Annotated in this window: 23 protein-coding genes; 19 read left to right on the top strand and 4 right to left on the bottom strand. The window is 64.3% G+C overall.

Annotated features, from left to right (window positions below; translation table 11 throughout):
* Positions 1–92: 92 nt before the first annotated feature.
* Positions 93–788, bottom strand: a complete 696-nt coding sequence (radC, locus tag F4U95_RS17030; protein ID WP_150426525.1) for a RadC family protein — start codon at positions 786–788, stop codon at positions 93–95.
* Between the two features lie 133 nt (positions 789–921).
* Between radC and F4U95_RS17025 the strand changes: the two genes are divergently transcribed.
* From F4U95_RS17025 to F4U95_RS17015, 3 genes are read left to right on the top strand one after another with little or no spacing between them, the layout of a single operon-like run.
* Positions 922–4,152, top strand: coding sequence for an intermembrane phospholipid transport protein YdbH family protein (locus F4U95_RS17025; protein WP_150426524.1), 3,231 nt, complete (start codon positions 922–924; stop codon positions 4,150–4,152).
* Positions 4,149–4,337 (top strand): YnbE family lipoprotein, encoded by a 189-nt coding sequence (locus F4U95_RS17020; RefSeq protein ID WP_120249922.1) that lies wholly within the window; start codon positions 4,149–4,151, stop codon positions 4,335–4,337. The genes F4U95_RS17025 and F4U95_RS17020 overlap by 4 nt, the downstream gene beginning before the upstream one ends.
* A complete protein-coding gene (locus F4U95_RS17015; RefSeq protein WP_120249923.1) occupies positions 4,334–4,735 on the top strand; it encodes a YdbL family probable chaperone protein in 402 nt (133 codons plus the stop codon). The genes F4U95_RS17020 and F4U95_RS17015 overlap by 4 nt, the downstream gene beginning before the upstream one ends.
* Positions 4,736–5,047: 312 nt before the next feature.
* Here the strand turns inward: F4U95_RS17015 and F4U95_RS17010 are convergent, their stop codons facing one another.
* A complete protein-coding gene (locus F4U95_RS17010) occupies positions 5,048–5,353 on the bottom strand; it encodes a metalloregulator ArsR/SmtB family transcription factor (RefSeq protein WP_150426523.1) in 306 nt (101 codons plus the stop codon).
* Positions 5,354–5,556: 203 nt separating this feature from the next.
* Between F4U95_RS17010 and F4U95_RS17005 the strand changes: the two genes are divergently transcribed.
* From F4U95_RS17005 to F4U95_RS16985, 5 genes are all read left to right on the top strand, one after another.
* A complete protein-coding gene (locus F4U95_RS17005; RefSeq protein ID WP_150426522.1) occupies positions 5,557–5,880 on the top strand; it encodes an AtpZ/AtpI family protein in 324 nt (107 codons plus the stop codon).
* 74 nt (positions 5,881–5,954) lie between these two features.
* Complete coding sequence (locus tag F4U95_RS17000; protein WP_484588293.1) at positions 5,955–6,713, top strand: F0F1 ATP synthase subunit A; 759 nt, start codon at positions 5,955–5,957, stop codon at positions 6,711–6,713.
* A gap of 55 nt (positions 6,714–6,768) precedes the next feature.
* Complete coding sequence (locus tag F4U95_RS16995) at positions 6,769–6,996, top strand: F0F1 ATP synthase subunit C (RefSeq protein ID WP_006961951.1); 228 nt, start codon at positions 6,769–6,771, stop codon at positions 6,994–6,996.
* An 89-nt stretch (positions 6,997–7,085) separates the two neighbouring features.
* Complete coding sequence (locus F4U95_RS16990) at positions 7,086–7,580, top strand: F0F1 ATP synthase subunit B family protein (protein ID WP_150426520.1); 495 nt, start codon at positions 7,086–7,088, stop codon at positions 7,578–7,580.
* Positions 7,573–8,184 (top strand): F0F1 ATP synthase subunit B family protein, encoded by a 612-nt coding sequence (locus tag F4U95_RS16985; protein WP_150426519.1) that lies wholly within the window; start codon positions 7,573–7,575, stop codon positions 8,182–8,184. The genes F4U95_RS16990 and F4U95_RS16985 overlap by 8 nt, the downstream gene beginning before the upstream one ends.
* 190 nt (positions 8,185–8,374) lie before the next feature.
* Here the strand turns inward: F4U95_RS16985 and F4U95_RS16980 are convergent, their stop codons facing one another.
* The gene (locus F4U95_RS16980; protein WP_150426518.1) at positions 8,375–9,427 is read right to left on the bottom strand and encodes an NAD(P)-dependent alcohol dehydrogenase; all 1,053 of its coding nucleotides are present in this window, start codon (positions 9,425–9,427) and stop codon (positions 8,375–8,377) included.
* 141 nt (positions 9,428–9,568) lie between these two features.
* Between F4U95_RS16980 and uvrC the strand changes: the two genes are divergently transcribed.
* The 11 genes from uvrC to F4U95_RS16925 all read left to right on the top strand — a co-directional run bounded on the left by uvrC (position 9,569) and on the right by F4U95_RS16925 (position 20,517).
* Positions 9,569–11,482 (top strand): excinuclease ABC subunit UvrC, encoded by a 1,914-nt coding sequence (gene uvrC / locus F4U95_RS16975; protein WP_150426517.1) that lies wholly within the window; start codon positions 9,569–9,571, stop codon positions 11,480–11,482.
* 224 nt (positions 11,483–11,706) lie between these two features.
* A complete protein-coding gene (locus F4U95_RS16970; RefSeq protein WP_150426516.1) occupies positions 11,707–12,324 on the top strand; it encodes a hypothetical protein in 618 nt (205 codons plus the stop codon).
* Between the two features lie 359 nt (positions 12,325–12,683).
* Positions 12,684–14,042, top strand: coding sequence for an NAD-dependent succinate-semialdehyde dehydrogenase (locus F4U95_RS16965; protein WP_150426515.1), 1,359 nt, complete (start codon positions 12,684–12,686; stop codon positions 14,040–14,042).
* Positions 14,043–14,229: 187 nt separating this feature from the next.
* Positions 14,230–14,964: a DNA repair protein RecO gene (recO, locus tag F4U95_RS16960; RefSeq protein WP_150426514.1), complete on the top strand. Its 735-nt coding sequence runs from the start codon at positions 14,230–14,232 to the stop codon at positions 14,962–14,964.
* Between the two features lie 49 nt (positions 14,965–15,013).
* On the top strand, positions 15,014–16,057 hold the full coding sequence (leuB, locus tag F4U95_RS16955; protein WP_120249933.1) for a 3-isopropylmalate dehydrogenase: 1,044 nt from the start codon (positions 15,014–15,016) through the stop codon (positions 16,055–16,057).
* Positions 16,058–16,141: 84 nt separating this feature from the next.
* Positions 16,142–16,561, top strand: coding sequence for a hypothetical protein (locus F4U95_RS16950; protein WP_150426513.1), 420 nt, complete (start codon positions 16,142–16,144; stop codon positions 16,559–16,561).
* A 61-nt stretch (positions 16,562–16,622) separates the two neighbouring features.
* Entirely contained in the window at positions 16,623–17,615 is a 993-nt protein-coding gene (locus tag F4U95_RS16945; RefSeq protein ID WP_150426512.1) for a threonine dehydratase, read from the top strand.
* The gene (locus tag F4U95_RS16940; RefSeq protein ID WP_150426511.1) at positions 17,612–18,820 is read left to right on the top strand and encodes a trans-sulfuration enzyme family protein; all 1,209 of its coding nucleotides are present in this window, start codon (positions 17,612–17,614) and stop codon (positions 18,818–18,820) included. The genes F4U95_RS16945 and F4U95_RS16940 overlap by 4 nt, the downstream gene beginning before the upstream one ends.
* Before the next feature lie 32 nt (positions 18,821–18,852).
* On the top strand, positions 18,853–19,260 hold the full coding sequence (gene apaG, locus F4U95_RS16935) for a Co2+/Mg2+ efflux protein ApaG (protein WP_120249937.1): 408 nt from the start codon (positions 18,853–18,855) through the stop codon (positions 19,258–19,260).
* Positions 19,257–20,048 (top strand): LysR family transcriptional regulator, encoded by a 792-nt coding sequence (locus tag F4U95_RS16930; RefSeq protein WP_120249938.1) that lies wholly within the window; start codon positions 19,257–19,259, stop codon positions 20,046–20,048. Before apaG ends, F4U95_RS16930 begins: the two co-directional genes overlap by 4 nt.
* A gap of 79 nt (positions 20,049–20,127) precedes the next feature.
* The gene (locus F4U95_RS16925; RefSeq protein WP_150426510.1) at positions 20,128–20,517 is read left to right on the top strand and encodes a hypothetical protein; all 390 of its coding nucleotides are present in this window, start codon (positions 20,128–20,130) and stop codon (positions 20,515–20,517) included.
* Here F4U95_RS16925 and F4U95_RS16920 read toward each other — a convergent pair.
* On the bottom strand, positions 20,498–21,772 hold the full coding sequence (locus tag F4U95_RS16920) for a serine hydrolase (RefSeq protein WP_246171632.1): 1,275 nt from the start codon (positions 21,770–21,772) through the stop codon (positions 20,498–20,500). The two genes, F4U95_RS16925 and F4U95_RS16920, sit on opposite strands and share 20 nt — an antisense overlap.
* Positions 21,773–21,787 lie beyond the last annotated feature (15 nt).

The raw sequence follows: 21,787 nt of genomic DNA, 5'->3' as shown, positions 1-21,787 counted from the left end.
TTGCGTCATGCCGGCTAAAGCCGGCATGACGCTCCTGCTAAACGGAAAGAGTAAAGTCTCATCTTGGCGTGCGCTGGGATGATGGGGTTCGTTTAAAGCAACCCCTGCGCCCGCAGGCTGGTATGCCCGCTTGCCGCCATGATGATATGGTCATGCACGGCGATGCCCAGCCGCTTGCCGGCCTCCACGATCTGGCGCGTAATGTCGATATCCTGCCGGCTGGGCGATGGATCGCCCGACGGGTGGTTATGCACCAATATCAGCGCCGCCGATCCCAGATCCATCGCGCGCTTGATCACCTCCCGCACATAGATCGCCGCCTGATCGATCGATCCGTCGCCCATATGATCGTCGCGGATCAGCATGTTGCGGCTGTTGAGGTGCAACACCCGCACCCGCTCGACGCTCAGATACGCCATGTCCGCGCGCAGATAGTCGAGCAACGCCTGCCAACTGGCCAGCACCGGCCGCGTCGCCACATCGTTGCGCAGCATCCGCAATGCCGTCGCCTGCACGATCTTGATCGCCGCGACGCTGGTGTCGCCCATGCCGGGCACCCGCGCGATCGCGGTCCAATCGGCGGTCATCAGCCCGCCGATCCCGCCAAACTCGCGCAGCAATGCCTTGGCCAGCGGCTTGGTGTCGCGCCGGGGGATGGCCAGCGCCAGCAGATATTCGATCAGTTCATGGTCGTGCAACGCTTCGCCGCTGCTATCCGCCAGCTTCTGCCGCAACCGGGCGCGATGGCCCGCGCCATCATGGGCGATCTTGTCATCCTGATCGGCCAAATATCGCCCCCTTCATCAGCCCCGATGACGCTATGCGTTGCGGAATCGTGGGGCAAGGATATTTAAGGGCGCAAGGACGTTATGCGTCCGTTACGGACGTCTGCGTCGAATTAAGCCGGGGTTGGCCATAAGCATGGAAGAACAGGACGGCGAAGAAACGGTTCGCCGGGCATGGCTGCGTTGGCTGGGCGTCGGCTCCGGGTCGCTCGCGCTGGTGCTGGTCGGGCTCTGGACGCAGCGCGCGCCCATTGCAGAAAATTTCGTCAGCCGCGAACTCAACAGGCGCGGGGTTCAGGCGAATTACGATCTGGTCGATGTCGGGTTCCGCACCCAGCGGATCGAAAATATCGTGCTCGGCAATCCCGCCCGGCCTGATCTGACGGCGCGCTGGGTGGAGGTCGATATCGCCTTTGCCGGCCTGACGCCGCAGGTTGCGGCGGTCCGCGCCGGTGGCGTCCGAATGCGCGGCGCCCTGCAGGACGGCGTGCTGCGTCTGGGCGAACTGGACAAATTCCGCGATCCCGATTCCACCGCCCCCTTCAGCGTGCCGGACATTCTCGTGTCGATCGCCGACGCCCGGCTGACGCTCGATACCGATGCCGGCCGGGTCGGCATGCAGCTGGACGGCGCCGGCAATCTGCAATCGGGCTTCCGTGGCCGCTTGGCCGCTGCCATGCCACGCGCTTCACTGGCGGGCTGTGGCCTGATGCGCGCCACCGCCATGGTCGATATCGCCATGCGGCAGGGCCAGCCCACTCTCTCAGGCCCGGTCCGCGCCGACGCGCTCGCCTGCCGCGATGCCGGCGCAGCGATCGCCCGACCCGCCGCCGTCATCGACCTCAATCTCAGCCAGGCGCTCGACCATTGGAAGGGGCATGTCGACCTGTCGGGCGATGCGCTCAAAGGCAGGGGCTTCGTCATGGCCGCGCCCTCGGGCCGCATCGCATTCGATGGCCGCGCCGCCCGCACCAGCGGCAATCTGCGCATGGCCGCCAAAGCGCTGACGGCGCAGGGGGCACTGCTGCGCGACGCCGGCCTGTCGGGCGACTTCGTGCTGGACGCTCAGGGCAACAGCCTGAAGGGCACATTGTCGGGCGATGACCTCCACATGAGCAATCGCGATCCGCTCGCCAGCCTGCGCACGGCAGCGGCCGGCACGCCGGTCGGCCCGCTCGCCACCCAATTGGCCGACGCCGTCAATCGCGCGGGCAGGGCCAATCGCCTGCGCACCCGTTTCGCTCTGGTCCAGAAACCGTCCGGCGGCAGCGTGGTCGTCACCGATGCCGCGCTCGACGCGCGCAGCGGCGCCCGCATCGGCCTGGCGCAGGACAGCCTCGTCACGCTCGCCTGGCCGGGCAGGAAGGGGGGACTCGACTGGTCGCTCGACGGCGCGCTCAAGACCGGTGGGGGCGGCCTGCCCAATGCCGCGTTGCGACTGGCGCGGCGGCCGAGCGGCGGCTTCGGCGGCGAATTGTTCGTCGATCCCTATGCCGCCGGCGACGCGCGGCTGGCGCTCGACCGGGTCCGCTTCACCGCCGACTCGAACGGCGCCACCCGCTTCTCCACCGCGCTGCGGCTCGACGGCCCGTTGCCCGACGGCCGCCTGCGCGGCCTCAGCCTGCCGGTCGAAGGGCGCATGGCCGCCAATGGCGCGCTATCGATCAACCCGTCCTGCGTCCCCGTCTCGCTGGTGGAGGCCCGCTATGGCGCCTTCGCGCTCGGCCAGACCCGCCAGACTTTATGCCCGGTCGGCGGCGCGATGTTCGCCACCGGTCCCGCCGGCACCAGCGGCGGCGCGGAGATCCGCGACCTCGCCCTCGCTGGCCGCAACGGCGACAACCCCATGCGCCTGACCGCCGATCATGCCCGCATGGTCCTTGGCCGCACCGGCTTCGCGCTCGCCAATCCAGCGCTCACCATCGGCCCGCAGGACGCGCCCACCGTCCGCCTCGCCGCCGCTACCCTGGACGGCGCGGCGACGAAGGATGGCTTTGCCGGCAAGGTCGGCGGGGCAGGGGGCCAGATCGGCGCCGTACCGCTCATCATGGAGCAGGGCGCGGGCGACTGGAGCTTCGTCAAAGGCGCGCTCGCCTTCCGCGCGTCCGTGACCGTGCGCGATTCGCAGGCCCCGGCCCGCTTCGTACCCTTGCTCTCGCCCGACTTCGCGCTGGCGATGAAGGATGGCCGCATCACCGCCAGCGGATCGCTCACCGCTCCGCGCGGCGGCGCACTGGTCGCCCGCACCGCCATCGTCCACGACCTGTCGAGCGCGAAGGGCCATGCCGACCTGACCGTCCCGGACCTCAATTTCGGCCCCGCGCTCCAGCCCGAGGATATCACCCCGATCGCATTGGGCGTCGTCGCCAATGTGAATGCGAAGGTGACGGGGCAGGGGCGGATCGACTGGACCGGATCCAATGTCACCAGCACCGGCACCTTCCGCACCGACAACGCCAATCTCGCCGCCGCTTTCGGCCCGGTCCAGGGGCTGTCCGGCGAAATCCACTTCACAGACCTCATCGGCCTCATCACCGCGCCGGGGCAGGAAGTCCGCATCGCCAAGGTCAATCCGGGTGTCGAGGTGAATGACGGCGTGGTCCGCTATCATCTGGAGGCCGGGCAGAAAGTCCGTATCGAAGGCGGCGGCTGGCCCTTCTCCGGCGGCAAGCTGGACCTGCTCCCCACGACGATGAATTTCGGCGAGGATGTCGATCGCTATCTGACCTTCCGCGTCATCGGCCTGGACGCGGGCGCCTTCATCCAGGCGATGGAGCTGGACAATGTCTCCGCCACCGGCACGTTCGACGGCATCATGCCGCTGATCTTCAATGCCAAGGGTGGCCGGGTCGCAGGCGGCGTGCTGGTCGCGCGGCAGCAGGGCATGCCCCCGCTCATCATGCCCGAAGGCGTGCTGCCGACCATCCCTTGCGATCCCACGCGCCAGTCGGGCGTCCTCTCCTATGTCGGCCCCGTCTCCAACGAGCAGGTCGGCGTGATGGGCAAGATGGCCTTCGACGCGCTCAAGGATCTGCAATATAAATGCCTCACCATCCTGATGGACGGCGCGCTGGACGGGGAAATGGTGACCAACGTCGTCTTCAACGGCGTCAACCGGGGCAAGTTGGGCGACGCGCCTTCGGGTATCAGCCGCAGTTTCATCGGCCTGCCCTTCATCTTCAACGTGCGCGTACAGGCGCCTTTCCGCGGTCTGCTGGGCACGGCCCAGTCCTTCATCGATCCCACCCAGACGATCCGTGACAAGATTGGCGAACAAGCGCAGGAAAAGATGCGATCGAAAACGGTGCAGGGGCTTGCGGTTCAGCCTTTGGAAAGCGACAAGGTGCCAAACGGGGAGCCGAAATGAACAAGCGAACGATCATGATGGCGGGTTTCGCCGGGCTGGCCCTCACCGGCTGCATCCAGGTGAAGGCGCCCGACAAGCCCATCGAAATCAACCTGAACGTCAAGGTCCAGCAGGAAGTGGTTGTGAAGCTGCAACGCGACGCGCAGGATCTTATCCAGAATAATCCGGAGTTGTTCCCGCAATGACACGCAAGCTACTGATCCTGGCCGCCGGCGCCGCAGTCGCGCTGGCCAGCGGTTTCATCATGACCGCCCCCGCGCGCGCCCAGTCCGGTGCCGTGGCCGCCGCCATGTCGGCCGGCACGGTCGGCGAGCAGGCGGACGGCTATCTCGGCATCGCCGGGACGGTCGGCGCCGATGTGCGGTCGGAAGTCGAATCCATCAATATCAAGCGCCGCGCCGCCTACACGCAACTGGCCGGCCAGCGCGGCGTGACGGTGCAAGATGTCGCCGCCGCCACCGGCTGCCAGACGCTTAGCAGCCGGGTGAAGCAGGGCCAGGTCTACCGCATCGGCGCCGGCGCCTGGGAAACCAAGGGCGCGGGGGCTATCGCTTTGCCGGGATATTGCGCAACGGCCGGCTGATCGCAGCGGGTTTGAGAATGACGAAAAGGCGCGGTGGCCCGGCTACCGCGCCTTTTTTGCTGGCCTAAATGCTCCGCTTTTCATTTGGGAGAGATAATTGCCGGTGACGATCGAAGGCGAACCTTTTGCCAGATCAGTGCCGCAGACAAAAATGAATCACGCGGAGACGCAGAGACGCGGAGGAAACGCATATATTCTCCGCGTCTCTGCGTCTCCGCGTGAACCAATAATGCGCCTAAGGCGCGAACGCTGACTATCCGCTTCCCGTCCAACGCTGTCGCCTTATCCTAACGTCATCCCGGCCTAACCCCCTCAATCTCGCCCCCTTCGCTTCGGCCGTGCGTCCAAAATCCGTCGCGCGTCCCCGCAATAAGGCGCCAGAAACCCGTATAACTGCCCCGTCAGCGCCTCCACCACCAGCGAGTAGAGCACATATTGCCCGCGCTTCTGTTCGCGCACCACGCCGGCCGCTTTCAACACCGCCAGATGCTTGGAAATGGACGGCATCGCCATCTCGAAATTGTCGGCGATCTCGCCCACGGTCATCGGCTCGACCGCCAGATATTCCAGGATGCGGCGGCGCGGTTCGGATGCCAGCGCCTTGAAGATCTTGTCCATTCCTATTTAGCTAAATAGGAAAATAGCTTAACACAACCCCCCGAACCCATCGCGCCCCTATATTGTCCGAAAGGCCGATTTCAGCCGCTTTTGTCGGGGTTGACACTTCATCCATGCCTTCCTAGAGGGGCCTCGCCTTGACGGGTGCAGCCGCAAGCGCCATGCCGAACGCCACGGGCTGTAAAGCCTGATGGAGACGATGTATGGCAGCGGACACACCCGGACAGGACCAGGCGGGCGAGGACTCGCGGATCGCTTCTTTGGAGGAGCGGATCGCGCAGGCCGAGCATGTCGAGAAGGTCAGGCAAGGCGCCACGGAACAGGCAGCGGACGATGGTTCGCGGCTGGGCAACCGGGTGCTGGCGGAACTGATCGGCGGTCTTGTCGGTGGTGCGTTGATTGGTTGGGTTCTTGACCGGCTGTTCAACACGACACCCTGGCTTCTGCTGGTTTTCCTCGGTCTTGGGATCGTGGCGGCCTTCAGGAACATCATCAGATTGACGACGACGAAGCCGCCCGAACGATAAGGCGCTTCGTTCCTAGTCCTAAGATATTAAGCGTTACAGGGGTCAACGTGGCAGAATCCGGCAAGATCGATCCGATGCACCAGTTCGCTATCGAACCCCTGTTCGGTACGGATCACTGGTCGCTGGGTAGCTTCAACATCGCCTTCACCAACAGCGCGCTCTATATGGTGCTCGCCGCTGTGGTGCTGTGGGTCTTCGTGATCGGCGGCATGAAGCGTGAACTGGTCCCCGGTCGCTGGCAGATGGCGGTCGAATATATGACCGGCTTCATCAAGAACCTGCTGATCGCCAATATCGGTGACAAGGGCCGGAAGTACATCCCGTATGTCTTCTCGCTCTTCATGTTCATCCTGCTGGCGAACTTGCTGGGTCTGCTGCCGCTGGGTCTGGTCGGGCTTCACCCCTTCACCTTCACCAGCCACTTCACGGCGACCGGCGTGCTCGCCATCATGAGCTTCTCGATCGTCCTGATCGTCGGTTTCTGGAAGCATGGTTTTCACTTCTTCTCGCTGTTCGTGCCGCATGGCACGCCGATCGCGATGGTGGTGCCGCTCTTCTTCATCGAACTCGTCTCCTTCATGGTGCGTCCGTTCAGCCTTGGCCTGCGACTGTTCGTCGCGATGACCGCTGGCCACGTATTGCTGAAGGTGCTGGCGGGTTTCGTCATCAACAGCGCCAACGCCTCGCCGGCGCTGGGTCTGACCGTCGGCACCGCCAGCTTCATCCTGATGATCGGCATCAGCGCGCTGGAAATGCTGGTCGCGGTCATCCAGGCCTATGTGTTCGCGCTGCTGACCTCGGTCTATCTGAACGATGCCGAGAACCTGCACTAAGTTTCACCTGAGATTTTCCTCAACTTTTATCTGATCTGACAAGGGAGTTTACGACATGGACGCAGAAGCCGCAAAGCTGCTCGGTGCTGGCCTGGCCGCAATCGGTGCGGGCATCGCCGCCCTCGGTGTGGGCAACGTGTTCAGCGCATTCCTCGAAGGCGCGCTGCGCAATCCGGGCGCTGCTGATGGCCAGCAGGGTCGTCTGTTCATCGGTTTCGCCGCGGCGGAACTTCTGGGTCTGCTGGCGTTCGTTATCGCCATGATCCTGGTGTTCGTGGCCTAACACACGAAATTAGGAGCGGGCAGGGCGGCTTCGTGCCATATCCTGTCCGCTTCCCTTATTGACCGCCCTCTGATCGGACGGACCGTATAATGCCTCAAATCGCGCAAATTGCCGAAACCTATTCCAGTCAGATTTTCTGGTTGCTGTTGACGTTCGGCTTCGTCTTCTTCGTCATCGGCCTCGGCATGGTGCCGAAGGTTCAGGGTACGGCGGACGCGCGCGACGCGAAGATCAGCGGTGATCTGGACGCGGCGAAGGCCGCCTTCGCCCGCGCCGACGAAGCGGAAGCGGATTACCGCACCCGCGACGCCGCAAACCGCGCCGCCGCTCAGGCGACGCTGGCCAAGGCCAAGAGCGAAGCCGCCAAGGCTTCCGAAGTCCGTCTCGCCGCTGCCGATGCAGAGGTCGCGACGAAAATCGCCGCCGCCGAAGCCCGTATCAAGGGTGCCAGCGACGCGGCCATGGCAGAAATCGAAACCGTCGCCGCCGATGCGGCGCGCGACATGGTGGCTCGTATTTCCGGCGTGGATGCGTCGGACGATGCAGCCCGCAATGCAGTAAAGGCGGCACTGGCCCATGGCTGAGGCAGCATCCCACAGCGCAGCGGAGGTTCCGCACTTGAACCAGGCAATTCACAGCGAAGGCATGGAACCTGTCGGTACCGTTGCCCATGAAGGGGTCGTGCCCCATACCGATCCCAAGGCGGTCGGCATGGACGCCACCGCCTGGGTCAGCCTGGCGATGGCCGCGTTCATCGTCATCCTGCTGGTCAAGAAGGTGCCCGCCCTGATCGGCGGCACGCTGGACGGCCGGATCGCCCAGATCAAGGAACAACTGGCCGAAGCGTCGAAATTGCGCGCCGAAGCCGAAGCGCTCAAGGGCGAATATGAAGCCAAGCTGGCCGCTGCGGCCGGTGAAGCCGACGCCATGCGCAAGGCGGCCGAGCATGAAGCCGAAGGGCTGATCGCCGACGCCAGGGTGAACGCCGAAGCGCTCGTCGTCCGTCGTCAGAAGATGGCGGAAGACAAGATCGGCGCGGCCGAACGCACCGCCATCGCCGGCATCCGCGCCAAGGCCGTGAACGCAGCCACGGCCGCTGCCGCCACGCTGATCGCGCAGGGCCATGATGCCAATGCCGACAAGGCTCTGGTCAACAGCGCGATCTCGGGTCTCGGCACGATCAACTGATTGGTTCGGACTGAAACAAAAAGGGCCGGTGCGCATGTCGCACCGGCCCTTTTTGTTTGCTCGGCATACCGTTCGATATCGTTCCCCGGCGAAGGCCGGGGTCCAGTTGGAAACGTGGGGCCAAACCCCGGCTGTATCCTGAAGCACTGAAAAAAATCGGGCGGCCCATTCAAGCCGCCCGCTCTTTGCCTCAACCCGCCAGCGTGGCGTTGTCGATCACGAAGCGATATTTCACATCGCTCTTCTGCATCCGCGCATAGGCGTCTTCGATATCCTGCGCCGCGATCATCTCGATCTCCGCGACGATGCCCTTCTCGGCACAGAAATCGAGCATCTCCTGCGTCTCCGCGATGCCGCCGATCAGCGACCCGGCGATCGACCGGCGCTTGAAGATCAGCGCCGCGACATTGGGCGACGGGTGCGCATGTTCCGGCACGCCCACCAGCGTCAACGTCCCGTCCCGCTTCAACAGCGCGGTAAAGGCGTCCAGGTCGTGGCTCGCCGCCACCGTGTTCAGGATGAAGTCGAAGCTGCCGGCATGCGCCGCCATCTCGTCCGCATTGCGCGACACGATGACCTCGTCCGCGCCCAGCGCCAGCGCATCCTGCCGCTTGCTCTCCGACGTGGTGAACGCCACCACATGCGCACCCAGCGCATGGGCCAGCTTCACGCCCATATGGCCCAGGCCGCCGATGCCGACGATGCCGACCTTCTTGCCGGGACCAGCCTGCCAGTGGCGCAGCGGCGACCAGGTGGTGATGCCCGCGCACAGCAAGGGCGCGACCGCCGCCAGCTGTTCCGGCGCATGGCTGACCTTCAGGACGAAATCGTCCTTCACCACGATGCTCTGCGAATAGCCGCCCAGCGTATGGCCGGGCGCATCGTCGGTCTTGCCATTATAGGTACCGACAAAGCCGGTTTCGCAATATTGCTCCAGCCCTTCGTCGCAGGAGGCGCAGCTCTGGCAGCTATCGACCATACAGCCGACGCCGACCGTGTCGCCGACCTTGAACTTGCTCACATGGTCGCCGACGGCCGTCACATGGCCGACGATTTCATGGCCCGGAACGCAGGGATATTGTGTGCCGTCCCATTCGGAACGAACCTGATGCAGGTCCGAATGGCAGACGCCGCAAAAGGCGATGGCGATCTGCACGTCATGGGCGCCAACGGCGCGGCGTTCGATGGTGATGGCTTCCAGCGGCTTGTCGGCCGCATAAGCGCCATAGGCTTTTACGCTCATTGGGTTGTCCCTCTGATGCTGATTGTTTGTGGATCGTGGAAAGGCCGCCATCTTTTGTGCGGTGCGGCATAGATAGGGCGCATCTTCTTTCCATCAACCCCGGCCATTGCGAAAGATGGCGCGCACGCTATCTCTGCCCTCATGTCCGGCCCCCAATCCCCCGATCGTTTCAACGAAGACAAGGCAAGCTTCACCATCACCGGCAGCCAGCCGGATATCGATACGGGCGTGGAGGCGATCCGCACCACGCTCAAGACGCTGCCGATCCGCCCCGGCGTCTACCGCATGCATGATGCGCGCGGTGACGTGCTTTATGTGGGCAAGGCCCGCGCGCTGAAGAACCGTGTCGCCAACTATACCCAGGTCGATCGTCTGCCCCGGCGGCTGCAACGCATGGTCGCCCAGACCCGCAGCATGACCATCGTGACTACCAACAGCGAAGCGGAAGCGCTGCTGCTGGAAGCGCAACTGATCAAGCGCTACCGCCCGCCCTACAATGTCCTGCTACGCGACGACAAAAGCTTCCCCTTCATCCTGCTGCGCGACGATCACGCCTTTCCCCGCGTGCAGAAGCATCGCGGCGCGCGCAAACATAAGGGCCGCTATTACGGACCCTTCGCCAGCGCCGGTTCGGTCACGCGCACCATCAACGCGCTGCAAAAACTGTTCCTGCTGCGCTCCTGCACCGACAGCTTCTTTTCCAACCGCTCGCGCCCCTGCCTTCTCTATCAAATCAAGCGCTGCTCGGCCCCCTGCGTCGATCGCATCGATACGGACGGCTATGCCGAACTGGTGAAGGACGCGCAGGATTTCCTCGGCGGCAAATCCACCGCCGTGCAAAAGAAGCTGGGCGCGTCCATGCAGGCGGCGTCCGACGCGATGGATTTCGAGCAGGCCGCCGTCATCCGCGACCGGCTGAAGGCGCTGACCTTCATTCAGGGCAGCCAGGCGATCAATGCCGAAGGGCTGGGCGACGCCGATATTTTCGCGCTAGCGGAAAAGGGCGGATCGATGTGCATCCAGGCCTTCTTCATTCGCGGCGGCCAGAATTGGGGCCATCGCAGCTTCTTCCCGGTTCACACCGCCGACGTCGCGACGGAGGAGGTGCTGGAAAGCTTTATGGCGCAATTTTACGAGGAAGTGCCGCCGCCGCGTCTGATCCTCACCGACCGCGAGCCGGCCGAATGTGAATTGATGGCGCTGGCGCTGGCCGAACGGGCCGGTGGCAAGGTCCGCATCGAAGTCCCCCAGCGCGGCGACCGCACCCGCCTCATCAAACAGGCGCAGCGCAACGCGGTGGAGGCGCTCGACCGCCGCCTTGCCGAAACCACCAGTCAGGGCCGGATCATGGACGACATGGTCGAGGCTTTCGGGCTGGAGGGCGTGCCCGACCGCATCGAAATCTACGACAACAGCCATATTCAGGGCGCGCACGCCTTGGGCGCGATGGTCGTTGCCGGGCCGGAGGGCTTCCGCAAGAGCGCCTATCGCAAGTTCAATATGAAAGATCCGGCGATCAGCAACGACGATTTCGCGATGATGCGCGAAATGTTCGAGCGTCGCTTTGGGCGCGCGCAAAAGGAAGATCCGGATCGCGACAGCGGAGAATGGCCCGACCTGGTCCTGATCGACGGCGGCAAGGGCCAGCTATCGGCCGCGCGCACGATGCTGGAGGAAATGGGCATAGAGGATGTCACCATGATCGGCGTGGCCAAGGGGCCGCATCATGGCCGCGACGGGCGGGAAGTCTTCCACATGCTCGACGGCCGCGAAATCAGCTTCCCGATCAACCATCCGGTCCTCTTCTATTTGCAAAGGCTCCGCGACGAAGCCCACCGCTTCGCCATCGGCGCCCACCGCGCCAAGCGCAGCAAGGCGATCACCGTATCGTCGCTGGACGAAGTCCCCGGTATCGGCCCCGCGCGCAAGAAGGCGCTGCTGATGCACTTCGGCACGGCGCGCGCGGTGCGAGACGCCGCACTGGACGATCTCGCCAAAGCGCCCGGCGTGTCGAAGGCCGTGGCGCAGCAGGTCTATGACTATTTCCATGGCTGATGGCGAGTTTGCGCAATAGGCAAACGCGATAACGCTCTCCGTTCCCCGGCGCAGGCCGGGGTCCAGTTCGGAGCGTGGGACTAGCCCCTTGATCGAAGGCACATGCCTTCCATCAACGAAGCCGGAAAACGCTTCATATCAGCAAGCCCTATTACGCACCCGCGTTAATCAGAATTTCAAGCTTGTCTGCCAGCGTCCCGGCGGGGTCTTGAAGGGGAATCATCATGCGTCGTCCGCTTGCTTTTCTGGTGCCGCTTTTGCTGCTCGCGCCCACGGCGCAGGCTCGGCAGGTGCGGGCGATCCAGCCTTTGACCCTGATCGCCGGTCAACCTGTGCGCGTGACGGGCATGGATCTGGAATTTACCGGCCAAATGCTTGCCGAGATGGTGGAAAGCGATGCCAAGGCCGCACGCAAGCGGGCTGAGGACGGTCTGCCCGCGCTAGATCCGACCAGTTACCCGGCCGGCCCGCCCGATGGTGCGCGTTACGCGACCATGCCCTTCAAGCAGATGTTTCCGCTGGTCATGCGGGATGTGACTCGCGACTGGAAATTGGATAGCGGCACGCCGATTTTCCTGCGCGTCACCATCGACCGCCTGCATACGGCCGATGCGGCAATGGCGATCATCATCGGTGCCAGTTGGGACATATTGCAAGGCAATGTGGATGTGATCGACGCTGCCAACGGCGCATCGTTGGGCTCTTTCCGGGTGGAGGTACAGAACAGCCATGGCGGTTGGGCCGGCATGCTGATCCGGGGCGGTGGTATCCGCGAAGAACTGGCCGAGGAATTCAGTCTGGAAGTGTCCCGCTATATCGCTGGCCGCAAGAAGAAGGGCTGATCCGCGCGGCGACGGGAGGGCTGAGGCCCTGGCGCCTTTTCCTGTCAAAGTAGGATAATCTCTGATCTATCCTGCACGATGACCCGCTCCGCACCGCTGCCACCCCAATCCTTTCCCCGAAAACCGGAACCTGACGGTGACCCACCCGGCGCGTCCCCGTGCCCCAATTGTCGCTTCGGTGGCGCGTTGCAGACGCGCCTTCATGGCCTGTCTGTCGCCTATCCGTCGCATCGGCGTCGATTTCCCCCATTTTTCGTTCCGATCGACGGTGTGAACTTCGCTCCCGTGACTTCGTTGTGACCCGGGAAGGGCATCCCCATATGCCTTCCCATCCCGAATCATTCCATCCGGAGCCGACCATGAAAAGCATCAACCCCGCCACCGGAGAAGAGATCGCCACCCACACGGAGCTGACCGAAGCGCAAATCGACGCCGCGCTGGACCGGGCCACAGCGACCTTCGCGACATGGCGGGAAACGGACATAGCGGAACGCACGGCGCTCCTGTCGGACCTCGCCGACGCCTATCATGACCATCGCGACCGGCTTGCCCGTATGGCCACGCTGGAAATGGGCAAGACGCTGAAGTCGGCGCTGGTCGAAGTCGACAAATGCGTCGCCGCCTTCCGCCATTATGCGAAGGAAGGCCCGGCGATGCTGGAGGGTGGCAGCATCCCGCTGGCCTCGGGCGGGAATGCCGATCTGGTCTGGCTCCCCATCGGCCCGGTGCTGGCGGTGATGCCGTGGAACTTCCCTTATTGGCAGGTCGCCCGCTTCCTCGCCCCCTGCATCCTCGCCGGCAATGTCGGCCTGCTCAAACATGCCAGCAACGTGCAGGGCGTCGGCGCGCTGATGCAGGAGATGATGGCGCTGGTCGGCGCACCCGATGGCCTGTTCCAGAATCTCCCCATCCGGTCCGGCGCGGTCGCCGCGATCATCGCCGACAACCGCGTCGCGGCGGTCACGCTGACCGGCAGCGAGGATGCCGGCCGCGCCGTGGCCGAGCAGGCGGGCCGGGCGCTCAAGAAGGTCGTGCTGGAACTGGGCGGGGCCGATCCCTTCATTGTCATGCCCTCGGCCGATCTCGACGCGGCGGTGAAGCAGGCCGTGACCGCGCGTATCCAGAATACGGGCCAGTCCTGCATCTGCGGCAAACGCATGATCGTCCACGCCGATATCTACGACGCCTTCCTCGAACGCTATGCGACGGCGATGGCGGCGGTGAAGACCGGGGATCCCTTCGATCCCGCCACCGACATGGGGCCGCTCTCCAGCGAAGAACAGCGCCGCACCGTGCAGGAACAGATTTGGAAGATGAAGGCCGCCGGTGCCACCCTGATCGGCGGCGAAACGCTGCCAGGGCCTGGCGCCTATATCGATGCCGGCATATTGACCGACGTGCCGACCGACCCGGCGCTGATGGGGGAGGAGATTTTCGGCCCCATCGCCATGCTCTTCAAGGCGGCGGACATCGACGACGCCATCGCTATCGCCAACGCCATTCCCTTCGGCCTCGGCTCCTCGGTCTGGACCACCGACCCGGCGGAAGAAGCCCGCTTCGTCCGCGACGTTCAGGCCGGCATGACCGCCGTGAACCAGATGCTCTCCTCCGCCCCCGAGGCTCCCTTCGGCGGCGTGAAGCGCTCGGGCCACGGCCGCGAACTCGGCCCCTATGGCCTCCACGAGTTCATGAATTTGAAGAGCGTCTATCGAAAATGAGCATAGCTCTCCCGCGTCACCCCGGACTTGATCCGGGGGGCCCGCTGCCTTTCAGGACAGGGATTGGTTGTAATGGGCAAGGATGCAGAAGAAGCGTGATCCCGGCTCAGGGCCGGGATGACGCAGTAAGCGTTATTTCCAGCCTTTCGCTTTCGCAGAGGGGTACCCCACGGTACAGACCTGACCCATGCCCAGCCTCACCACCACCGCGATCGTCTGCGCCGTGCGCCACCATGGCGAACATGGCGCGATCGCGCGGTTGCTGACGCCGGATCATGGCCTGTTGCCGGGCTATGTCCGCGGCGGGCGGTCCCGGACGATGCGGCCGGTATTGCTCCCCGGCAATATCGTGAAGGCCGATTTCCGGGCTCGGACCGAGGATCAACTGGCGGGCCTGACCGTCGAACTGGCCCAGAGCCGCGCGCCTTTGCTGGCCGAACCGCTCCCCGCCGTGGCGATCGACTGGAGCTGCGCCCTGACCGCCGCCGCCCTGCCGGAAGGCACGCCCTATCCGGCGCTGCATCAGGCACTGGAAGCGGTGCTGGACGCGGTGGAAGCAGCCCCGGCGGCGCGCGGCTGGGCCGTGGCGCTCGTCCGCTACGAACTGCTGCTTCTCGCAGAACTGGGCTTCGGCCTAGACCTCACCCGTTGCGCGGCGATGGGCGACGCGACCGACCTCGCCTATGTCAGCCCCCGCAGCGCCGCCGCCGTCAGTCGGGCCGGGGCATTCGGCTATGAAAATCGCCTGCTCCCTCTGCCGCCCTTCCTGCTGGAAGGCGGCATGGGCGACTGGACCCAGATATTGGACGGCCTGCGCCTCACCGGCTTCTTCCTGGAGCGCTCCGTGCTGACTGACAGGCGTGCCGACATGCTCGCCGCGCGCGAAAGACTGGTCGATCGTCTCAAAAGGGCGGTTGCGTGAAACCTCCTGTCTCCATAAGGGGCAGCCACGCAATATAAGGAGTCTCGCCATGTTGATCGCCCTGTTCCCCGGAGACGGCATCGGCCCGGAAATCGTCGCTCAGGCAAAGCGCGTACTGGATGCGTTGGCGATTCCCGGCCTCACCTATGAAGACGGCCTCGTCGGCGGCGCAGCCTATAAGGCGGTCGGCCATCCGCTTCCGCCCGAAACGCTCGAAACCGCCAAGCGCGCCGACGCCATCCTGTTTGGCGCGGTCGGCGATCCCGACTGCGACTCGCTGGAACGCCATCTGCGCCCGGAACAGGCGATACTGGGCCTGCGCAAGGAACTGGGCCTCTTCTCCAACCTGCGCCCGGCCAAGGTCTTTCCGGAACTGGCGCATGAAAGCGCCTTGAAGCCCGAAGTCGCCGGCTCGATCGACCTGCTGATCGTCCGCGAAACCAATGGCGACGTCTATTTCGGCGAAAAGGGCTTCCGCACCACCGCCGACGGCCTGCGCGAAGGCTATGACATCATGTCGTACAACGAAGCCGAAGTGCGCCGCATCGCCCATGCCGGTTTCCAGGCCGCCCGCGCCCGTCGCGGCAAGCTCTGCTCGGTGGACAAGGCCAATGTGCTCGAAACCAGCCAATTGTGGCGCGACGTGGTGATCGAGGTATCGGCCGATTATCCCGATGTCGCCCTGACCCATATGTATGTGGACAATGCCGCGATGCAGCTGGTCCGCAACCCCGGCCAGTTCGACGTCATCGTCACCGGCAACCTGTTCGGCGATATCCTCTCGGACCAGGCGAGCATGTGCGTCGGCTCCATCGGCATGCTGGCGTCGGCCACGCTGAACGGCAGCGGGCAGGGCCTGTATGAGCCGATCCATGGTTCTGCCCCCGACATTGCCGGGCAGGGCAAGGCCAATCCGCTGGCGACCATCCTGTCCGCCGCGATGATGCTGCGCTATTCGCTGAACCTGCCCGAACAGGCCGACCGGATCGAAACGGCGGTGGCCAAGGCGCTGGCCAACGGCGCGCGTTCGCCCGATCTGGGCGGTACGATGAACACGGTGGAGATGGGCGACGCCGTGCTGGCGGTGCTCTAAATTCTTCACTTCGTCGCATAAGCGACGGAAAGATTTAAGTTTTGCGTCCCCGATCCGATTTAATCGGAAAATGGGGACGCAAAAATGCAGATGATATTGACGCAGGGCCATGACGACCTGCGTGCCGCCATGCGCGATTTCGCACATGTCATGCAGGCGGCCAATGCCGATGACATGCCGGAAGTCGCTCGCCGCCGAACCCGTTTCTCGCAACTGTTCCGCGAACATATGGGGCAGGAGGATGCAATGGTCAGCGCGCTGCGCCAAAAGCCGCTGCCGCCGCATGCCGATACGATATTGCGGGACCATAGCCGCGCCATGGTCGCTTTATTCCTGTCCTACAGCGACCATATCAAATATTGGACCCCGACGCAGATCGCCCAGGACTGGCCGGGCTATCGCCACGCCGTGCTGACCCTCCAGAATGGACTCTACGACCGGATGGAGTGGGAGGAGCAGCATCTCCATCCGCTGTTCACCGGCCCCAGCTTGCGCGCCGCCTGAACGGTCCAATTTGCGGCTATCGGTCCTGTCCTACTGCCTGCCCGGCGGATAAGGGCAGATCATGACCGATTTCTCCCTCGCTTCCCTTCGCGCCGCCGCTGCCATGGTCCATGCTCAGGTGCCATCGACCCCGCAATATGCCTGGCCGCTGCTTGGTCGGCGCAGCGGTTGCGACCTGTGGGTCAAGCATGAGAACCACACGCCCACCGGCGCCTTCAAGGTGCGCGGCGCGATCACCTATATCGACTGGCTACGCCGCACCCATCCGGACGTCACCGGCATCATCACCGCTACGCGCGGCAATCATGGCCAGGCGCAGGTTCGTGCCGCCACCGCCGCCGGCCTCTCCGCCACCATCATCGTCCCCCATGGCAATGCGCTGGAAAAGAACGCGGCGATGCGCGCTTTCGGCGCGACCCTCATCGAACATGGCCATGATTTCGACAGCGCCAAAGCGGAGGCGATCCGCATGGCGCAGGAGGAGGGCCTGTTCATGGTCCCCGCTTACCATGACGAACTGGTGCGCGGCGTCGCCAGCTACGGTCTGGAACTGTTCGACGCGGTGCCCGACCTCGACACCGTCTATGTGCCGGTCGGCTGCGGATCGGGCCTGTGCGGCACGATCGCCGCGCGCGACGCGCTGGGCCTGAAGACGAAGGTGGTCGGCGTCGTCTCCGCCCATGTCGATGCGGCCAAGCGCAGCTTCGAGGCGGGCCGCCTCATCGCATCGCCCACCGCCCATACTTTTGCCGACGGCGTGGCGGTCTGCACGCCGGTTCAGGCGGCGCTCGACTATTTCGGGCCGCGCGCCGACCGCTTCGTCGCCGTGACGGACGATGAAGTGGCGGAGGCGATTCGCATCTATTGGCAGGACACGCATAATCTGGCCGAAGGCGCCGGCGCGGTCGCATTGGCCGCCTGCTTGCAGGAAAAGGCGCAAATGCAGGGCAAGAAGGTTGCGGTTATCCTCTCGGGCGGTAATGGCGATATGAGCCAGATGGCCGAGATATTGAGCGGCGCCACGCCGCGGGTAGAATTGCGGAAGGCGATATGAAGCGTAAGAGCGGTCAGAACCCGGAAATCACGAAGAATTGGAAGCCGGCGACGCTGGCCATTCGCGGCGGCACGGCCCGCAGCGAATATGGCGAGACGTCCGAAGCGCTCTTCCTGACCAGCGGCTACAGCTATGATCGGGCGGAGGATGCCGCCGCGCGCTTCGCCGGCGATCAGGTCGGCATGACCTATTCGCGGCTCCAGAACCCGACCGTGGAAATGCTGGAACAGCGCATCGCCTTGCTGGAAGGGGCGGAGGCCTGCCGCGCCACCGCCACCGGCATGGCCGCGATGACCGCTGCCCTGCTGTGCCAGCTGTCGGCCGGCGATCATGTCGTCGGTGCCAAGGCCGCTTTCGGCTCATGCCGCTGGCTGACCGACACGCTGCTGCCGCGCTTCGGCATCGAAACGACGACCATCGACGGCAGCGACACCGCCGCCTGGGAAGCGGCCGTTCGCCCCAATACGAAGGTGTTCTTCTTCGAAACGCCGGCCAATCCGACCATGGACATCGTCGATCTGGCGGCGGTCTGCGCCATTGCCAAGGCGCGCGGTATCACCACCGTCGTCGACAATGCCTTCGCTTCGCCCGCGCTTCAGCGCCCGATGGAATTCGGGGCGGATGTCGTCGCCTACAGCGCGACCAAGATGATGGACGGGCAGGGCCGCGTGCTCGCCGGCGCTATCTGCGGCACGCGCGACTGGATCGACAATGTCCTGCTGCCCTTCCACCGCAACACCGGCCCGACGCTCAGCGCCTTCAACGCCTGGGTCGTGCTCAAGGGGCTGGAAACGCTGGACCTGCGCATCCGCCGTCAGAGCGAAAATGCGCTCAAGGTCGCCCAATTCCTGGAAGGGCGCGTGGCCAAGGTCAATTATCCCGGCCTGGAAAGCCATCCGCAGCACGCCCTGGCGATGCAGCAAATGGATGCGGCTGGGCCGATCTTTTCCCTCTATGTCGGCGGTGGCCGGGCGGAGGCGCATGGCCTGCTCAACGGATTGGAGCTGGTCGATATCAGCAACAATATCGGCGATTCGCGCTCGCTCATGACCCATCCCGCCTCGACCACGCATTTTGGCATGTCGGAAGAAGCACGGCTGGAAGTCGGCATTACCGAGGATATGCTGCGCCTCAACGTCGGGCTGGAGGATCCGGACGACGTCATCGCCGACCTCGATCAGGCCCTGCGCACGATAGGGCGTTGACGCAAGAGGGGGTTAGGGCGCATTTCTGAGACATGACTGTACTTGCGCTCTTTCCCTTTCACGCGACCACGCGGGACGTCACCGTCCATGTCGCGGTGACCTTCCTGCCCGAACAGTCGGAGCCGGACCGGGGCCGCTGGTTCTGGGCCTATCATATCCGCATCGAAAATCAGGGCGACCAGCCGGTGCAGCTCCTGACCCGCCACTGGATCATCACCGATGGGCGCGGCGCTCAGCATGTGGTGGACGGTGATGGCGTGGTCGGTGAGCAGCCGGTGGTGCAGCCGGGGAAAAGCTATGACTATGTATCGGGTTGCCCTCTCAATACGCCGACCGGATCGATGAAGGGCAGCTATCGCATGATCGGTGCAGGCGGCGAGACGTTCGATGTCGCCATCCCCCATTTCGCCCTGATCGCACCGCCGGCGGTGGCCGAATGAAGCGGACTCATCTGCCGTTGAATGGTCTGCGCGTGCTGGATGCGGCGGCACGGCACCTCTCTTTCACCCGTGCGGCGGACGAACTGGCTGTGACGCCGGCGGCCGTCGGCCAACAGATTCGCGCGCTGGAGGATATGCTGGGCGTCGTCCTATTTCGCCGCACGCCCAAGGGGCTGGAACTGACGCCGGAAACCGAAGCCGGCCTGGATGCCCTGCGTGCCGGTTTCCTGGAATTTGAGGAGGCGGTTCGCGCGATGCAGGCGGGCCAGTCCAGCAATGCGTTGACCATCGCTGCCCCGCGGGACATCACCGCCAAATGGCTCCAGCCGCGTCTTGCCACTTATGCCGCCAGCCAGTCGGACCTGACCTTCCAGCTGATATCGGCCGATGAGGCACTGGATTTCACAGAAGCCAATCTGGATATCGCCTTGCGCCTGAGCGATGGCGCGGGCGAGCATGAGGGCATCAAGATCGGCGAAGCAGCCTATGTCACGGTCGAGGCGGCGGCGGGCGGTCCCGACCATCGCATCGACTGGCCCGGATGCCCGTCAGGGGACAAGCCGGCGATCATCCGCGTCGCCGATGGCGGTCTGGCGATCGAGGCGGCAGCAAACGGCTTTGGCCGCGCGCGCGTGCCGTTATTACTGGCGCAGGCCGATCTGACGGCAGGCCGCGTGCGGCAGGTGGGCGATACCGTCCCGACCCTGCTCGCCTATTGGTTGATCGCTCCGCTGCCCCAATGGCGGCAAAAGAAGGTCAAGGCGCTGGTGGAAGCCCTGACTGCATAAGGCAGCTGTAACTGGACCAGCATGTTGGCGAGCAAGACAGGCCGGCGGCATAACTACAAATTTGCATCTCGGGAATCTGATGTTTCAAGTCGATTATGATCGCACGACCAACCGGCTGACCATCAAAGTTGCGGGCTTCTGGACAGCGGATAATGTGGTCGCGCTTGCGGCGCAAGTAGGGTCGAAAGCGCGTGAAGCCAGCGCCATCCGCGACGATTTCAACGTCATAGTCGAATCGTTCGATTTCCCGGTGCAGGCAAATGACGTGGCCGACTTGCTCGCCAACATCATGCGCGGGGGCATGACCTTCACCAGCGGGCGGACTGCGGTCGTAGTGGGCAGTCAGTTGAACCGGGCGCAGGCGGAAAGAACGTTGGTCCATCCCAGAGTGCGCATATTCATGGGAATGGACGAAGCATTGGAATGGCTGAACCAGCCGCAAGCGCCTGCTATTCCGCCAGCAGGTTGAGCGCCCGCGTCATCAACGTCAGGAATTTGCCTTCCTCGACCCGCGCGGCACTGTTGTTCCAACTGCCGCTGACCGCATACCAGGCCCCGTTTCTGCCCTGCGCCAGCATGTTCATCGCCATGACGCCAGGCTCGCTGCCGCCTTTATAGCCCAGATAGCGCCAGCGTTTGGCATCGGCCGGCGCGATGCCGGGATTGACGGCCATGATGGGCAGGGCATCGCCACCATGGCGCCGCAACCAGTCGAGCAGGCCGATCATGTCCTGTGACGAGGCAAACCATTCGATACTGTCGATCGCGGTCGGCATTTCGGCGACGCTGCCCACATCGACCTTGTCTGCGGTCAGCCGCGCCGCCGCCGTGCGCAGCAGCGTCCGGCGCATGGCTGGCGCGGCTTCTTCATAACGGCGGCGCAGGTCCGCATTGGCCGGCATCTTCAACGCAAACGCTTCGGCGGTGGTCAGGATCGGCAGCGCCTTGTCCACATCGGCATGGCCGGTCGCCGCCATCATAGCATCGACCTTCGCCCGGCCGAGCGCGAAGAGCAGCGTGTCGCTGGCACTATTGTCGCTTTCGGCGATCATCGCCGTGGCCAGACTGTGCAGCGTCATCGGCGCATGGTCGGGCCAGCCCATCAAACGCCCGGAAAAACTTTTCGGGCCAAGCGGCACGACATCGCCCCAGCGCCGTTCCCGCGCCGCCGCCGCGCGGGCGATTTCGGCGAGCAGATAAAGTTTGAAGCTGGAGCCGGTCGCCATCTGCACATCGGCCCGATGGGCGTGCAACAATGCAGGCGCTCCGTTGCCCAGCCGGGCAATGGCAAAGGCAGTGGTGCCAGGCAGGGCCGCGATCTCCGCCATGACTTTGTCAAAACTGTCATCGGCGGTGCGTGCGCCGACGATATGCAGGCCAACGACCAGATTGGGCGCTTGCGGCGCAACCACCAAAGTAAAGCCCACCGTGGCGCGCTCATAGCGTATCTCGACTTGTCCTGCGGTCGGACTGTCGGTCCGCACAGCGCCCAGGCTCAGCGGCGCGCCATGTTGGGTGCGCAAATCCGCGGCAATGGCGCGCCAGCGATCCACCGGCACCGCATCCAGGAAGAGGGTGGAGAAGAAATCCGTTTCTCCACCGGGCGCCGCGAGCATATGCAGCAATTGTGCGGCACGGCTTTGATAGGGCGGGGTGGTGCCGGCGGATGTCTGCATGGGTATTGCCGTCAGGATCAGGCTGAGCAGGATCGACCAGAGGCGCACATCTACATCCGTTCG

This window comes from Sphingobium limneticum, from assembly GCF_008710165.1.
Lineage (GTDB): Bacteria > Pseudomonadota > Alphaproteobacteria > Sphingomonadales > Sphingomonadaceae > Sphingobium > Sphingobium limneticum.
The sequence above is the reverse complement of the archived record's forward strand: the minus strand, read 5'-3'. Positions and strand labels throughout refer to the sequence as shown.

Coding starts and splice junctions, on each gene's coding strand:
- F4U95_RS17025 (WP_150426524.1), top strand. CDS start 922: ATGGAAGAACAGGACGGCGAAGAAACGGTTCGCCGGGCATGGCTGCGT.
- F4U95_RS17020 (WP_120249922.1), top strand. CDS start 4,149: ATGAACAAGCGAACGATCATGATGGCGGGTTTCGCCGGGCTGGCCCTC.
- F4U95_RS17015 (WP_120249923.1), top strand. CDS start 4,334: ATGACACGCAAGCTACTGATCCTGGCCGCCGGCGCCGCAGTCGCGCTG.
- F4U95_RS17010 (WP_150426523.1), bottom strand. CDS start 5,353: ATGGACAAGATCTTCAAGGCGCTGGCATCCGAACCGCGCCGCCGCATC.
- F4U95_RS17005 (WP_150426522.1), top strand. CDS start 5,557: ATGGCAGCGGACACACCCGGACAGGACCAGGCGGGCGAGGACTCGCGG.
- F4U95_RS17000 (WP_484588293.1), top strand. CDS start 5,955: ATGCACCAGTTCGCTATCGAACCCCTGTTCGGTACGGATCACTGGTCG.
- F4U95_RS16995 (WP_006961951.1), top strand. CDS start 6,769: ATGGACGCAGAAGCCGCAAAGCTGCTCGGTGCTGGCCTGGCCGCAATC.
- F4U95_RS16990 (WP_150426520.1), top strand. CDS start 7,086: ATGCCTCAAATCGCGCAAATTGCCGAAACCTATTCCAGTCAGATTTTC.
- F4U95_RS16985 (WP_150426519.1), top strand. CDS start 7,573: ATGGCTGAGGCAGCATCCCACAGCGCAGCGGAGGTTCCGCACTTGAAC.
- F4U95_RS16980 (WP_150426518.1), bottom strand. CDS start 9,427: ATGAGCGTAAAAGCCTATGGCGCTTATGCGGCCGACAAGCCGCTGGAA.
- uvrC (WP_150426517.1), top strand. CDS start 9,569: ATGTCCGGCCCCCAATCCCCCGATCGTTTCAACGAAGACAAGGCAAGC.
- F4U95_RS16970 (WP_150426516.1), top strand. CDS start 11,707: ATGCGTCGTCCGCTTGCTTTTCTGGTGCCGCTTTTGCTGCTCGCGCCC.
- F4U95_RS16965 (WP_150426515.1), top strand. CDS start 12,684: ATGAAAAGCATCAACCCCGCCACCGGAGAAGAGATCGCCACCCACACG.
- recO (WP_150426514.1), top strand. CDS start 14,230: ATGCCCAGCCTCACCACCACCGCGATCGTCTGCGCCGTGCGCCACCAT.
- leuB (WP_120249933.1), top strand. CDS start 15,014: ATGTTGATCGCCCTGTTCCCCGGAGACGGCATCGGCCCGGAAATCGTC.
- F4U95_RS16950 (WP_150426513.1), top strand. CDS start 16,142: ATGCAGATGATATTGACGCAGGGCCATGACGACCTGCGTGCCGCCATG.
- F4U95_RS16945 (WP_150426512.1), top strand. CDS start 16,623: ATGACCGATTTCTCCCTCGCTTCCCTTCGCGCCGCCGCTGCCATGGTC.
- F4U95_RS16940 (WP_150426511.1), top strand. CDS start 17,612: ATGAAGCGTAAGAGCGGTCAGAACCCGGAAATCACGAAGAATTGGAAG.
- apaG (WP_120249937.1), top strand. CDS start 18,853: ATGACTGTACTTGCGCTCTTTCCCTTTCACGCGACCACGCGGGACGTC.
- F4U95_RS16930 (WP_120249938.1), top strand. CDS start 19,257: ATGAAGCGGACTCATCTGCCGTTGAATGGTCTGCGCGTGCTGGATGCG.
- F4U95_RS16925 (WP_150426510.1), top strand. CDS start 20,128: ATGTTTCAAGTCGATTATGATCGCACGACCAACCGGCTGACCATCAAA.